Here is a 13,683-nt window from a genome sequence, read left to right as displayed (position 1 = left end):
CAGCACGGCCGTGGCGAACCACGCCGCGGTGGGTTGCTGCCTCACGGTGTTCGGGGTTGAGTGCCGTTTCCGCCTCCGGCGGGGTGTTGCCCGAAGGGTGTCAGGCGCCCAAGAAACGAAACGCCCACCGCGAAGGTGGGCGCTGGACGGACCGCGCGAGCCGTAGGATCCGTCGTTATGCCTGGGACTGCTGCACGATCTCACGGCACACGTTGCCGCCCATGTCCTCGAACTGCTGCTCGGTCAGGTGCCCTTGGAGCACGTCCACCAGCAGCGCGTAGAGCTGGGCGTAGGCGGCCAGCAGTTCGCCCGGTCCCTCCACGGCGTCGCCGTTCGCGTCCACCACCAGGGCCGTCTCGCCGGGGAGCGCCCCGCCCGCGATGTCGAGACGGTGACCGCGTGCCGTGACCGCGCTCAGGATCGTGTTGATCTCGGTGCGCAGGTCGCGCGAGCCGTCGAGCGACAGGCCCAGGCTCCGGGCGTCCCCGCCCCGCTTCATCGCTTCGCGTTTGAGCCGGAGGATGGTGGCCTCGGCGCGCGCCAGTTCCTCGGGCATGCCCTTGTAATCGCCGTCGACGATGCTGTTTTCCATCGCCGTCCAGGTGTCGCACTGCGGGCAGAGGTGGGACATGCCCTGGTTGGTGTGGCGCGTGCGCCGACCGCAGATGCCGCACGTGAACACACCGCCGATCATCCCGCGACTTTGAAAGGTCGATTTCGCCATGGCTCAGGCCTCCACCAGGTTGGCCGGGACGTCGACCGTTTCGCCCAGCTTGCTGCGCACCAGGCAGCGCAAGCCAGCGACCAGCGGGGTCGGGCCCAGGGCGCGGTAACCGTGGCGCAGGATCGGCGCTTCGTCGGGGTTGACGATGCGGTTGGCCTCCCAGCGCTTGGCGTCGTTGGCGTACACCCGCTTGCCGTTGCGGAAGTAGCCGACGCCGTGCGTTTCGAGGATCGGGCCGCCCAGTGCCCAGTCAGTGGAAAACGGTCCGGTGGTGAACGGTGCGTTGATGGCCTTTGCCACCGCCCAGTCGAGGGCCGGGCCGATCAGATCGCCCGTGGTGATGGTGATGAGGTTCATGGTCTTCCTGGTGTCGTGTCGGGAGGGAGCCCCGGAAACCGTAGCGTCCGGGGCGTGGGGAGATCAGTGCTCGCTGGCCAGCAAAATGACCCATTGCGGTTTCTCGACCTCACCCCATTCCGCGAACAGGCGCAGGGGCTTGGCCAGGTTGTACGAGTGGCTGCGATACTCCTGACGGTGGCTCACCGTGCCGTTGCCGTCGCCGATGACCAGCTCACCCGAACCGTCTTCACGCGGGGTGAACTCGATCATGAAAAAACCGTCGTGTTCGGCGCGCAGCACGCACACCGCCACGGCGTCGGTGACCAGCCAGGCCAGACCGTTGGTCATGAGGTAGTGGACTCCGTCCGTCGCGAGCGCGTCGCGCAGGACCGGACCCAGCCGGTAGTAGTTTTCCGTGCCCGTGAACTGGCCCAGGGTGGCCGCGTCGATCGTTGCTTTGCTCATCGTCTTGCTCTCCTTCGTGGTGGTGTTGGTGGCGCTGCTATCTGCTCGGTGGTGAGCCTCGGGGGTGCGGGGGAACGCCGCGGTGTGCCTGTTGGTGGTGCGTTCGACGCCGTGGACCATTTCCCTGCCCTCCCCGTTGGGTTTCGTTTCACTGCTCAGTGGAGCCGCCTCGTCGTGGGAAGAGTGAGACCCGCCCCGGGGGCCAGGCCGTTGCCGGATGCCGCATGCGCCGAACGACCGAAGGGAGCGAGGGGAACGGGAGAGGACAACGCGCGCAGCGGTGCCTTGCCCCCATCAGGGGCGCGGTTGAGCTACACGTCGAGGAAGTGGGCGGGCCACCCAGCGGTGAATCGAAAACGGGGATGGAGGAAGCACGGCGTCACGGTTGAACGCACCACCCCGCGGCCGGCGCCGCGGTGCTCTGGACGTACGGGGTGAGGGGTCGCGCTGCGCCGGTGCGCTGCTGGGATCTGCGGGAGTTCCGCACCCGTGCCATGGCCCGTTCAAACCCGGGGCTCACGCCCCGCACGAACCCGTGCCCTGCGGGCCAGGGCCATCGGCAAGAAGTTGCGCGTTTTCAGCAACTTTTTGCGCGACGATCTTGCAATGGGGCGGGTCGCCCCGATGTATCGAAACCGCGAGACAAAATCGCGCCGACCATCCACCAGGAGACCACCCATGTTTGACGATGATGCCGATGATTCCAGGACCCGGGCCGAGCAAGGCCGCAAGAACCGGGAATATCGCGACCTGTACGAGTCCGTGAAGCTGGACATCAAAAACGAGGCCGACGCCGGCAACAACAGCACGACCTACCGGTTGCCGAAGGACAGCAAGGAGTTCGTTGAACCCCTGGTCGAGCGCCTGACTGAAGAGAACTACACCGTCACGGTCGAGGACACCAACGGCGATCGCCAGAAGCTGGTCATCGCGTGGAACCCGGACGACATCGAGGAATGAGCGCCGCAGTCCCGCCGCCACGGAAAACGCCCACCTGAGTGGGCGTTTTTTCGTTCGACCGAGCGATCAGTGCATTGTGATGCCACCCGCACCGGTCGCCCGGCGTTCCGCGATCGCTTCGGCGACAGGACTTCGCTGGAAGCTGAAGCAGACCATCCGGTCCACCTCATCGAGGTCGTCCGTCTCATCCCACGCCTCGCCCATGACGAGCAGCGCCGTCTTCTCGATCTCGGGCAGGTCCCGCAACGCCGTGGTGTAACGCTCGTTGATGCGCGCACCGTCCAGGTCCGCCGACCGCAGAAACGCGTTGATGCCCGGCTCGACGATCTCGTGCGCGTGCACGCAGAGCGCGCTGATTTCCAGCAGCGAGAAGGTTTCGCCCACCGGCGTGTTCATGCGCAGGCCCCGCTCCTCGCGCTCGCTGATCACGACCAGGATCCTGGCCATGGTCAACAGGTCGGCCGCCGTCGACTCCTCGCGGACCTGCTGCTGCGCCTCGGCACCCTGAGCCCCGACGAAGGAAAACCGATCCTCCATCGGTACGCCCATCATCACCAGGCAACCCAGGGGCACCGGGTCCGAGCAGGCCACCATCAGGCGGGTGACGTCGTAGGCGTCGAGCTTGGCGCCCAGAAGGTCGGCCACGATCCGCTCGCGCTCGGGCGACGGGTGGTCAACAGGGGAAGGCTGAACATCGGGCTGTTGCATGGTGGTACCTCCTCGAACGGCCGAATGACCATGAAAAAAGCCCGCCCGGTGGTCGCCAGGCAGGCTTCGTGAACGTCGTGCGCCGGGCCTTACTTCGGCCAGACGCTGTGCTTGCACTCCGGGTAGTTGTTGCACCCGTGGAACGTCTGCCCGGCCTTCGGACCGTTCTTCACCGTCCGGGGGACCAGGTAGCCCTTCTTGCACTTCGGGCACTTCTTCGCGCCGTCCGGGGCCGGCCTCGGGGTGGACGATCCGGTGTACGGCTTGCGCGCCGGCATCGCATCCGCCGGGATGGTCGGCAGGGTCGAGACGCGCGCCGCAGCGACCAGCTCGCCGATGGCCTCTTCCTGCTTCGCCATGAACGCGTGCAGCGGAATCTGCTTCTTCGCGATCGCGTCGAGCAGGGCCTCCCACCGGGCGGTCATGCCCGGGTCGGTGAGCTTGGCCGGCAACGCGTCCACCAGGATCTTGCCGACCACGGTGGCCACGAGCTGCTTGCCCTTCACGTCCACGAAGCCGCGCTTGATGATCGTTTCGATGATCCCGGCGCGGGTCGCCGACCGGCCGATGCCGTCCAGGGCCTTGAGCTTCTTGCGCTCCACCGGGTCCGTCACGGTCCGATGGACGTGCTTCATCGCCGTCAGCAGCGAGCCCTCGGTGTAGCGCGGCGGGGGCGTGGTACGCTTTGCGTCCACCTTCACCGCCAGGCGGTTCACCGGGCCCTGCTCGGTCAGCACCGGCAGGGTCGCGGTGGCGTCCTTCGCCTTCTTCGCGTCGGTGGTCTGGGCCTCACCCTGGAACACCACGCGCCAGCCCGGGTCCTTCACCACGCGACCGCTGGCCGCAAAGCGCTCGCCCGCGATCGACACCTCGACCTTGGCCTTGTCCACCAGGCAGTTCGGGTAGAGCTGGGCCAGGTAGCGCTGCGCGATCATCTCGTACGTGCGGCGCTTGATCTCGGTGAGGGTGGACCAGTCCGGGGCCTGGCGCGTCGGGATCAGCGCGTGGTGCTCGGTCACCTTGCTGTCGTTCCACACCCGCGAGCGGATCGTCACGTTGGCGTTGGCCGCCAGGGTGGCCAGGTGCGGGGCGCCCCGTGCGATCGCGTCCAGCACGTCCGGGGCTTCCGCGTGCTGCGAGACGGGCAGGTACGGGCAGTCCGAGCGCGGGTAGGTGGTCTGGCCCGCGAGGTACAGTTCCTGGCAGGTGTCGAGCACCTCCTTGGCCGAGTAGCCGTACTTCCCGTTGAGCGCGGTCTGAAGACCGGTCAGCTCGAACGGCAGCGGCGGCTGCTCCTCCGCCGGCTTGTTCACGTAGCGCGTGACGGTGCCCTGGGCCGCGGCCTGCACCTTCGCCGCGATCTGGTCCGCCACCGCCTTGTTGACGATCCGGTTCTGCTCGTCCAGCCAGGCCGGGCGCTGACCGGCGACGGTGCCGCCCTCGCCCTCGATCTCGTCGCCCTCCTCGTCCTCGTCGGCCTCGCCCTTCGCGTCGACGTCCGCCTGCTTTTCCGCGGATTCTAGCGACAGGCCCGGCGGGAGCCAGCGCGACCAGAACGGCAACGCCGGTTGGCCCGGGTCGGCGAACTGCGCCTCGACGGTCCAGAAGTCTTTCGGGACGAACCCGTCGATCTCGCGGTCGCGCTTGACCAGCAGGGCGAGCGTGGGCGATTGCACGCGCCCGACCGACAGCACACCGGGGTAGTTCTGCTTCTTCGCCAGGATGGTGTAGGCCCGGGACATGTTCATGCCCACCAGCCAGTCGGCGCGCTGACGGCCCAAGCCGGCCTCGTACAGCGGACGGTAGGTCGCGTTGTCCTCGAGCGAGGCGATCGCCTTCTTGACGCTGGTCGGGTCCATCGCGCTCAGGTGGATCCGCGCCACGGGCTTGGTGTTGCCGAAGTGCAGCAGCACCTCGTCGACCAGGAGCTGACCCTCGCGGTCGGCGTCCCCGCCGTTCACGATCGAGGTGCACTTTTTCAGCAGCGTCTCGATGATCTTGACCTGGTCCTTCTTGTCCTCCGAGACCTTGAGCTTCCAGTCCTTCGGGATGATCGGCAGGTCCTCAAACGCCCAGGGGAACTTGCCCCAGCGCTCGTCGTAGTCGCCCGGCTGCACCTGCTCCATCACGTGGCCGGCCAGCCAGGACACGTAGCCGTCGCCCGTCTCGTAGTAGCCCTCGTGCCGCGTGTGCGGCTTCGGCAGATGGGGGATCACGGCTCTGGCCATGGACGGTTTTTCGAAGATCCAAAGACGCACGTTGAGCCTCCTGTAGCTGTGCCATGGCACGGATACTCGTACCTAGCAGGTCCCAGATGCTTGTCAAACCAGGAGGGTCAGGGTGCTGCGGGAGGGGTTGGTGCGGAGGCGCGGGTGGCGGGGAAAACCGCCTGCGGCGGACGGGGCGATCCCGCTTCGCGCGGTGGCCCAGGGCGGTGGGTGCACCTGGATTCATGGTGCTGCGGGTCACCGCCCGGCTGGCCCGGACGGGAGGTCGGCGACCTTTTTTGTAACAGTCGGGGAAATCGGTGTCTGTTTTGGTCTGTTTTTCACTATATGTAGAGCCACGCCGCGATCGTGCGGGTGGCCAACGTTCTAGGAGAACCCGATGACCACCACCCCGCTCGACCACGACACGACCACCGCCGCCATCGCCCAGGGCCTGCTCGCCTGGCTGATGACGCGCGACCAGCAGGCCGGGACCCTGCGCCAGCTCTGCGCCCGGGAAGCGCGCCATGCCGCCCTGTGGGCGTCCCTGCTCCACGGTTGGCGACGCAAGGTCGGGCGAGCGTTCAACCGCCTCGTGCGCGAGAATCAGGGGTCCATCGCCGCGCAGCAGGTCTGGTGCACCAACCTGCCGGCCGGACGCCCGCACGTGCACGCGCGGTACCGGGTGGCGACGTCCAGGGGGTGACCATGAAAAACGGCCCCGAGGGGCCGTTGATCAGGCGAAGGCTACTTCCTCGACAGGAGCGGGCGCGACGACAGCGGGAATCCCCTGAGCGAGCACCCCGTTCACGTGTTCCGCTGCCGCAAAGGGGACCTCCGCCACGTAATCCACGTAGGGGTCGATCAGCCATTGGTGCCGGGTGTGTCCAACGCCCAGCACCACGTACGCGCCTTGGTTCCGAAGGGCGTTGATCCCACCAACGCTGCTCACGTCCTGGTACATGGTGTATTGCCACCTATCCCCGCCACCGCCTCGCACGATCGCCACGATGTCCTTATGGCGAGGCTTGTAGGTGGTCATCAGGTCACTGATCGCGGCCAGGAGGTGCAGGCTGTTGTCCTGGTTCTTCCTGGCCGGCGCCATGCGGACCACCCCGTCGACCTTGTTGCCGAACTTGGCCAACCGTGCTGCGAAGTCGATGTACCCGTCGGAAATCTCTGCTGCGGTGGTGATCACGAACACCCGACCCGGCGTGGCCGAATCGTGTTCCTCAACGTCAACCGCGTACTCAAAATGCAGGGCATCGTTTTGAATCCGCAGGTCCAACGCGACCTGGGGTGGGATTTCCACAATCGTTTTCCCGTCTTTCTCGATGGTGCGGGGCGTCTGCAACTCGGTGATGGCTTCGTCAAGGCATTGACGAAAGGCGTTCGCCTGCTGTTCGTCGTAACCGCAAGCGGATCGCAGGACCCTCACCGGGAGGTTGTTCCCCAGGAACCCGCAAGCGTAGGTCGCATGAATCCACCGGGCCACGGCATTGTTCAAATGAACCATGCGTACAAAGTCGATCTCGCCCACGTGGTCCGAAAGGAGTTCCACCGTCGACCGGTTCAAGACGTAGCCATACCCGTCCTCGCTATCGACGAACGCATCGCGCTGAACGAAGTCCAGGCTGCTCTTCTCGCCATCGAGGTGAAAGCGTAGGACGCAGTCCCCCATCCGGTCCAGCGATTCACGGATCACATCATCGGTCAGCCAACCGGGGACAGGACCAATGGAAGACATAGCTTTCTTCACCGACATCGTGCCCCTGAACGTGGATTTTGCTTCGCGATTACTGTTGCTTTGTGCATCCACGACGCATAACAACAGCACCGTCAGATCGACCGTGGTCAGCGGTTCATAGCATTCCAGATCGAACCGACACGAGCCAAAACCGAACTCGCCAAAACGCCGTCGCAGGAGCGGCCGAATGACCCACCCGCGACGATCCTTTGCCCGGCTCGATCGGGGACAGCGCTCCACCGGTTTCCAAGATGAAACGGCGCCGAAAATCTCGGGGATCCACCTTTCCTTTTTCAAGCATTTGACCAGCCTCCTGCGATCCACCAGGTTGTCCTTGTTGGTGGGACCTTGCGTCGTTCGCCGCCCGACCTTGGTGGTGACACCCTCGCTCTTGTACATGCTCTCCCCCCTGATTTAAAGCGCGACTCGTGTGCGCAGGTACGCGGCGCGTTTGGCGGCCGGGCTGCGCGTATCGTCTTCCTCGACGGTCTCGACCACGGTTTCGGGCGTGTTAACCGGGAGGGGTTTCTCGAAATACGAGTTCGTCGCCTTGACCACCAACAGCCGATCGTTCTCGACCCGGGTCTCCTTCGCGAACAGGGGCGGATCGCACGCCTGCAGCTCCTCGATCGCCTCCCGCACCCGCGGCCTGAAGTTGCGCATCTCCGAGTTCGATCCGCTCAACGTGTGGAGCTGGGCGAGAGGCAGGGGGATGGGGTCGCTGTGGGTGGAATAGAAGTCGTGCATCCACTTGGCCAGGGCCGTCCGAAGCCGCGCCTTCCGCCACAAATCGATCTCGGTCGCATCGTGGCGCAGGTACTGGCCCAGCATCGGGTGAATGGTGTACGTGCATCGCCCGGTCGCCTTGTCGCGCCAGAAGCGCTCGATCAGACTGATCGTGTCGACGGTGCCCTTCTCCTGGTCATCAACGATCAGGACCGCGCCCTGCAGGCGGGTCATGGAGCTGATGATGCTCTGGTTCGTCCGCGGGTCGTTGACCGTGCGGTTGAGCGTGCGGCACCAGGCGTTCAGGGAGAAATCAACGGGCACCCCGATCTTGGCGGCCGTCCGTGCGTCGTGGACCGCCATCTGCCAAACCTCGGCATCGGCCTGGTTCAGGATCTCCCCGCGGTACAGGATCTTGTATTGCGGCATCGACGGAATCCGCCGCTCGACCACCAGGTTCACCACGCGCGGCGCGTACTCGTCCGTCACGACCGCCGGGGCGATCAGTTTCTCCGGGCGGGTGCAGGTGAACAGCGCGCTGCGCGAGGCGGCGTTCGGCACCGTCTGGTGTTCGCTGGGCCAGTCCACGACGGGGCCCATCCGCTCCGGACGTTGCCATTGTGCTGAGACCACGGCACTCGTCTCGATCGGGTTCACGGGGACCGCCCGTGCCCGGCCGGACTTCGTGGCGGTCTTGCGAGCGGGGGCCACGTTCGGTGCCGGACGCGGGAAAACGGACGGACGGGTCATGCTCGCACCTCGCTGTGGTTCGTGCGGCCCAGGCGCTTCGCAAGCTCATGCTGGCCCCGCCCTTTCGCTTCCGCGCGTGCTTGGGCCTCGCTGCGCAGGTCATCGTGGAAACGCTGCAGATCTTCGGCGGCCACGATCAACGCGGCCCGGGCCACCTCGCCGCGACGCGCCTTGGTGCTGTCCATGACCTCGCTGACCATGCCCTGGGTGCGGTCATCGACGAGCACATGGACCGAGCAGCGGTCCGTGGCCGGCGCGAACTGCCAGCCCTTCTGGCGAGAGGTTTCCTCGGGGACGCGAGCGCGCAGCAACGGGTCAGCGAACACGCCCGTGATCAGTACGCGACAGACGGTCCCCAGCGGGAGGTGCATCGCGGTCGAAAGCTTCACGAGCATCTGGCGTTGCGCCGTGTTGATGCTCGTGGGAAGCACGTTGGACAGGGGTTGGCGGACGTTCACGGGGTGGCTCCATTGCCTTGGTCTACATCCAGTAAAACTCCAGAAGGACCCCGTGTCTAATCCGGCCGTCATAAAACAGAGCTTTTTTGAAAATACTTTTAGCCGTGCCAGGGCACCCCGTTTTTTCGGCCCACCCCCTTCCATGAATCATGGGTACAGTACCCCCATGAAACAAGGTGCAGCCCCCCTGAATCCAGGTGCACTCCTCCATGAATCCAGGTGCACTCCCCCATGAAACCGGGTGCAGGCACGCCCAGCAAACCCTTATGGGACAAGGTGTCCAGCCCGCGCTAAAGGCTTTTAAAGGTACGTAAAGAGGGGAGCGCCCCGAGGGCGCGTTCCCCCTCTTCTACGAGATGTAGAGAAAAACTCTAGAGAAAATCCGTGCAGGGGGTTCTTGGGTGAATCCGCCCGGTGGCGGATCACCCGAACCCCACGAGACGAAGGACACAACGCTTTGCCACCACCTCCGGTGCAGGGCTCAGCCGGTCCCCTCCGGGAACGTCAAAACCCTGGGGGCCTATCGGCCCGGGCACTCAACCCCGGAACCCGCGCCCCCCGAAACCCTGCCTGCGGCACGAAGCGGGGGCATCCGCCATGGGGGCGAACCGGATGGGATGTTTTGCTTCCCGGGGGGCGAACCCAATGGGATGCCGGGTGTGGATAACCGTGCCCTGGCACGGCTATCTCCATGAAACCGGGTGCAGTCCTCCCTGCCCCCGGCCCACCGCGCGAAGCGGGATCGCCACTTCCGCCGGAGGCGGGTTTTCACGCACCCGAGCCCAGCCGTTCGCCCAGGCCTACGCCACCACCTCGGTCACGCGCACCCGGTCAATGCTCAGCCCGTCGCCGGCCGGTGGGACCACGATCACCTCGTGCTCGTCGGGGTTCTGCAGCCCCGAGGTGTAGACCCTGGGATCTTGGAGGCTGCATCCCGCCGCTTCCAGCTCCGCCACCGTCACCGCATACACCACGCCGTCCTCCAGCCCGTCGGTGGTGGCGAAACGTCGCGCCACCTTCTCGATGGTGGTGAACGAGAGCGCCGGGCCGTTGAAGTCCTCGCTGTCCCACTGGTGCGCATGCACCGCCTGCCCGTGCGGTGTACCGAAGTTGATCGAGCCGTCCAGCTTCCACGTGCCGTCGAAGTACACGTGCTTCTCGAACGGCTTGTCCGGGTTTCGCGGGCGCAGGCCCCGGCCGTCGTCGTGGATGGCACGGTTGACGCCGCGGTAGAGCACCGTGTCCGGTTTAAGGTCCAGGGGTGGGTGAAGTTCAGATCGGATGGCCATACGGTGCGATGGTGCTGTCGAGCGGAACCGCAGCATAACGCAACAGGCGGCCGAGTTGGCCGCCTGGTCGCTCCGCCGTGTGCGCCTCACCGGGCGTTGCGCACCCGGGCCCCGACGCCCTCGGTCATGGTGGCCACGCGCAGGAGGATTGGACCGCCGTCGTCCGCGACGACCAGCGCGGACCCACCGTCGCCCAGCACCGCGTCGAGCTTCGTGTTCACGAACGCCACCGCGTCGTAGCAGCCGTTCGGCAGCGCGCCCAATGCCGGCAGGCCCGCCTGCCCCGCTTCTCCCGGGATCCGGTCGCACACCGCCGTCGCGTCCTGGCGTACGGCCGCCAGGGACGTCGGCAGGGCGAACGCCGTGCTGCCGTTGGCGTCCCCGCCCCCGGTCAGCGCGCAGATGCCGATCGTGGTGGCCAGGGCCATGGGTTTGAACAGCCGCATCGCAGGTCTCCTCCTCGTTTCCGGCCGCTGAACGTGGGCCGCGTGCCCAAGACCTAGCAGGTCGTGCAGGTCCGTCAAGCGGTCGAGCCGTGCCAGGGTACGGGTTTGACTTCGCCCCATGACCCGCTAAGTTGGTCCGAACACCGCCAACAGACCGACAGGAGGAGAACCGTGGTCGGCCTTGAAATCGTCCTTGCCCTGATCGCCGGCGCGATCGGCGTGTCCTTCCTGTTCCTGGCCTGGGTCTGGGTCATGACCGCGATCTTCGGTCTGGTCCGGGCCCTGCTGCGTGCACCGTTCAGCCACGAGGCCCGGGCCGATCTGGCCGCCCTGCGGTTCCTGCGTCACCCGTTTTTCCTGTTCGGGCCGCGACGCCCGACCACCAGGATGGCGGAGCTGGCCCAACGCGTCGCCCGGGAACGCGGGGTGACCCTGCCGCTGACCACCCTGCGCTCGTTCTACCGGACCCGCCGGTTCCTAAACGAGCACTCCCGGGACTGGCTCCCACCGCGTGGTTGGTGATCCCGATTCGGACGCGTCGAAACGGTCGCCCAGGTGGCGGCCGTTCGCCGTTCAATCCCCGGGGATCCGGTGACACGCCGGCGCCTCCCGATGGTCAAGCAATCGTCCTGCGGTCCCCGTACAATCTTTCGCTTGCCCGTCCACCCGTCCGCAGAAGACTCCTGGGCGCCCTCCCCGCTAGGGCCGCTGACCGCGACTGAACGAAAAAGCGGCCCCACATGGGGGCCGTCCAAACACACACCGCGCGATCCGAGGGCCTGCGTGCGCGGTACGGTCCTACACCTTCGAGGCCGTCATCTTAGGCCATGCCCTGGCACCCCTCGCCGGAGGCCACGCGGCCCGGTCAGTAGCCGTGCCAGTGCTGGTAAAGCACCCAGACGTGGTAGATGCGCATCGCGACGTACAGCGCCACGACCGTGCCAACGATCTTCCAGACCTTGCCGACACCGCTGCTCGTCTTTGATGTCTTGCCGCGTTTGAGCGTCATCTTCGCCCACGATTTCATGGGGTCGTCGAAAAACAGGGTGCACTGGTCGGGCCATTTCGAGGTCAAGGTGTCGTCCTTGCCGATGTCCACCGTGCCCCCCGCCGGGATGAACCGTGAGCCCCTGGACTCGAAGAGGTCGATGGTCATCGGGTAGGCGGTCGGGTTGGTCAGCGTGCCCTTGTACGTGTATTCCCTGTGGGTGGTCACGACTGGGGTGGTGTTGTAGACGCCGTTCATCACCTTCACCGTGGTGCTCGCGCCCTTCAACGTTGTGTAGCTTTTCCGGGATGTCCGGTTGACGTTGAGCTGCAACGACGTGGCCGCCACCACCGAACCGGCCCAGGTCAACCCTTCCTGGATCGCCCGCTCCGCGCGCTGCCGGGCGCCCTCGTTGTCCCCACGCTCCAACAACGCCTTCAGTTCCGCGACCACCGCCCCTGAGCGGTTCATCGAATCCCGACGTTGCTGCGACGCCTTGGCCTCCCGCTCCTGCGTTTCGGCCGCTTCCCTGGCCTTGCGGGCCTGCTCGTCCCGCTTCCAGTCCCGATCGCTGAGGACCCGTTTGGCACGACCGTCGCTGGTCGACGCGGCGCGCTGCAAGAACTCCTCCGCCTCGTCGGGTTTGCCGCCCTTCAACTGAAGGTACATGGCGAGCATCCCGCGTGCATCGCCGAGGTCGGCCAGGCGCCGGTACCAGACCAGGCCGGCGTCCCGATCCTCGTCCGCACCCTTGCCATACGTCAGGCAGTAGCCGACGTTCAGCATGGCCTTGGGATCGCCGGCCTCCGCCAGCGGGAGCCATAGCTTGAACCCAGCATACCAATCCGGGGGCAACGCGTCGCCCAGGAAATAACAATCCTGGTTCTGGATCACCTGCGCGATCTCTTCCTGAAACTTGCTCATGCTCTTGTCCTTCCTTTAGTCGTGCCGTGGCACGCCTTGCGTCGAAACCGGTGGCCCGCGCCCGTGGACGTCAGCACCGGGGTTGCCGGGACCGGCCCTCCGGCCCCAAGGACAACATCGCGCCATCGCACGACCGACCGGCGGCTCACCCGCGGTTGCCGGCCGGATCGAACGCGTGAATCCACACGCGATAGTCGTAAAACGCTGTGCTCAGCCCGCTCATGATCGACGTGTCGCCAAAGGGAACGTAGCCGGACACGTATGCGATTCGCGCGTTGATCTCGTCCAGGCGCACCTGCAACGGGTTGGCGCCGACCTGGGTGGTCGACATCAGCGCCACGTTCATGGGACGCGCCGGTGGTAACGGACCCCGCGTGCGTTGCTCCCCCGTGTTGGCCACGTTCATGGGCGCTCGGGTCTGGTCCAGCTTGTACGCGATGGTGCCCAACGCCTGGTCGCTGATCGTTCCGGCCTGACCGGTGGCGTCGCGCATGACCACCGGGGCCGTGCAGATCTGGAACACCTCGTCGTGCGAGCGCTTGGCATTCGCCCAGATGGTGGCCCGCACCTTCCAGCAGGGCTGGTTCGCCCCGTACGAAAGGTATTCCAGCGCCACCCGGGGGTAAGCGATCTGGCCATAGTTCGCCTTCTGCTGGTTCTGGCCTGCGAAAAGCCCCTGCAAGCTGCTGCCGCCCGAGATCGACGTGTAAACCGGACCCGCCGCGTTGGTGAGCCCGTCGCTGCCGTTCGTGCCGGCCTTGCTTCCGGTCACGCCGCTGATCGCGTTCTCGACCGCGCTGTTGGCCTTCTGAATGTAGCCGTTGACGTCCGGGCCGCCGTTCGCGCACGCAGCCAGCAGGCCGCACAAAGCCGTCGCCGCAGCGACGTACATGACGTGGTGTTTCATCGTTTTCCTGCTTGTTGTTGGTCGATCCTTGGTGGCCCCGCGCTC

General features: G+C 66.0%; 15 protein-coding genes. 3 read left to right on the top strand and 12 right to left on the bottom strand.

Annotated features, from left to right (window positions below; genetic code table 11):
* Positions 1-175 precede the first annotated feature (175 nt).
* From B0G83_RS08485 to B0G83_RS08475, 3 genes are all read right to left on the bottom strand, one after another.
* On the bottom strand, positions 176-724 hold the full coding sequence (locus B0G83_RS08485) for a hypothetical protein (protein ID WP_146120177.1): 549 nt from the start codon (positions 722-724) through the stop codon (positions 176-178).
* Positions 725-727: 3 nt separating this feature from the next.
* Positions 728-1,081 carry a phage protein NinX family protein gene (locus tag B0G83_RS08480; protein WP_105506983.1) on the bottom strand — a complete coding sequence of 118 codons (354 nt, stop codon included), beginning with the start codon at positions 1,079-1,081 and terminating at the stop codon, positions 728-730.
* Positions 1,082-1,144: 63 nt separating this feature from the next.
* Positions 1,145-1,648, bottom strand: coding sequence for a DUF6876 family protein (locus B0G83_RS08475; protein ID WP_258167783.1), 504 nt, complete (start codon positions 1,646-1,648; stop codon positions 1,145-1,147).
* Between the two features lie 558 nt (positions 1,649-2,206).
* On the opposite strand from B0G83_RS08475, the gene B0G83_RS08470 reads away from it, so the two are divergent.
* Positions 2,207-2,488, top strand: coding sequence for a hypothetical protein (locus B0G83_RS08470; protein ID WP_105506982.1), 282 nt, complete (start codon positions 2,207-2,209; stop codon positions 2,486-2,488).
* A 66-nt stretch (positions 2,489-2,554) separates the two neighbouring features.
* Here B0G83_RS08470 and B0G83_RS08465 read toward each other — a convergent pair whose 3' ends face one another.
* Complete coding sequence (locus tag B0G83_RS08465) at positions 2,555-3,196, bottom strand: hypothetical protein (protein WP_105506981.1); 642 nt, start codon at positions 3,194-3,196, stop codon at positions 2,555-2,557.
* Between the two features lie 89 nt (positions 3,197-3,285).
* Positions 3,286-5,454, bottom strand: coding sequence for a DNA topoisomerase 3 (locus B0G83_RS08460; RefSeq protein ID WP_105506980.1), 2,169 nt, complete (start codon positions 5,452-5,454; stop codon positions 3,286-3,288).
* 349 nt (positions 5,455-5,803) lie between these two features.
* On the opposite strand from B0G83_RS08460, the gene B0G83_RS08455 reads away from it, so the two are divergent.
* On the top strand, positions 5,804-6,109 hold the full coding sequence (locus B0G83_RS08455) for a hypothetical protein (RefSeq protein ID WP_105506979.1): 306 nt from the start codon (positions 5,804-5,806) through the stop codon (positions 6,107-6,109).
* A 30-nt stretch (positions 6,110-6,139) separates the two neighbouring features.
* Here the strand turns inward: B0G83_RS08455 and B0G83_RS08450 are convergent, their stop codons facing one another.
* From B0G83_RS08450 to B0G83_RS08430, 5 genes are all read right to left on the bottom strand, one after another.
* Positions 6,140-7,549, bottom strand: coding sequence for a hypothetical protein (locus B0G83_RS08450; protein WP_105506978.1), 1,410 nt, complete (start codon positions 7,547-7,549; stop codon positions 6,140-6,142).
* Positions 7,550-7,564: 15 nt separating this feature from the next.
* Positions 7,565-8,626 (bottom strand): plasmid replication initiator TrfA, encoded by a 1,062-nt coding sequence (gene trfA, locus B0G83_RS08445; RefSeq protein ID WP_105506977.1) that lies wholly within the window; start codon positions 8,624-8,626, stop codon positions 7,565-7,567.
* Entirely contained in the window at positions 8,623-9,084 is a 462-nt protein-coding gene (locus tag B0G83_RS08440; protein ID WP_105506976.1) for a hypothetical protein, read from the bottom strand. Before B0G83_RS08440 ends, trfA begins: the two co-directional genes overlap by 4 nt.
* Positions 9,085-9,884: 800 nt before the next feature.
* Positions 9,885-10,373 carry a hypothetical protein gene (locus B0G83_RS08435; protein ID WP_258167780.1) on the bottom strand — a complete coding sequence of 163 codons (489 nt, stop codon included), beginning with the start codon at positions 10,371-10,373 and terminating at the stop codon, positions 9,885-9,887.
* 86 nt (positions 10,374-10,459) lie between these two features.
* Entirely contained in the window at positions 10,460-10,819 is a 360-nt protein-coding gene (locus B0G83_RS08430; RefSeq protein WP_105506974.1) for a hypothetical protein, read from the bottom strand.
* A gap of 171 nt (positions 10,820-10,990) precedes the next feature.
* On the opposite strand from B0G83_RS08430, the gene B0G83_RS08425 reads away from it, so the two are divergent.
* On the top strand, positions 10,991-11,341 hold the full coding sequence (locus B0G83_RS08425; RefSeq protein WP_146120176.1) for a hypothetical protein: 351 nt from the start codon (positions 10,991-10,993) through the stop codon (positions 11,339-11,341).
* 343 nt (positions 11,342-11,684) lie between these two features.
* Here B0G83_RS08425 and B0G83_RS08420 read toward each other — a convergent pair whose 3' ends face one another.
* Both B0G83_RS08420 and B0G83_RS08415 read right to left on the bottom strand, forming a co-directional pair.
* Positions 11,685-12,731, bottom strand: a complete 1,047-nt coding sequence (locus B0G83_RS08420; RefSeq protein WP_105506972.1) for a tetratricopeptide repeat protein — start codon at positions 12,729-12,731, stop codon at positions 11,685-11,687.
* A gap of 145 nt (positions 12,732-12,876) precedes the next feature.
* Positions 12,877-13,638, bottom strand: coding sequence for a hypothetical protein (locus B0G83_RS08415; protein ID WP_105506971.1), 762 nt, complete (start codon positions 13,636-13,638; stop codon positions 12,877-12,879).
* Positions 13,639-13,683: the final 45 nt, after the last annotated feature.

This window comes from Paraburkholderia sp. BL21I4N1 (genome assembly GCF_002973525.1).
Classification (GTDB): domain Bacteria; phylum Pseudomonadota; class Gammaproteobacteria; order Burkholderiales; family Burkholderiaceae; genus Paraburkholderia.
This window is presented reverse-complemented; position numbering and strand designations above follow the sequence as displayed.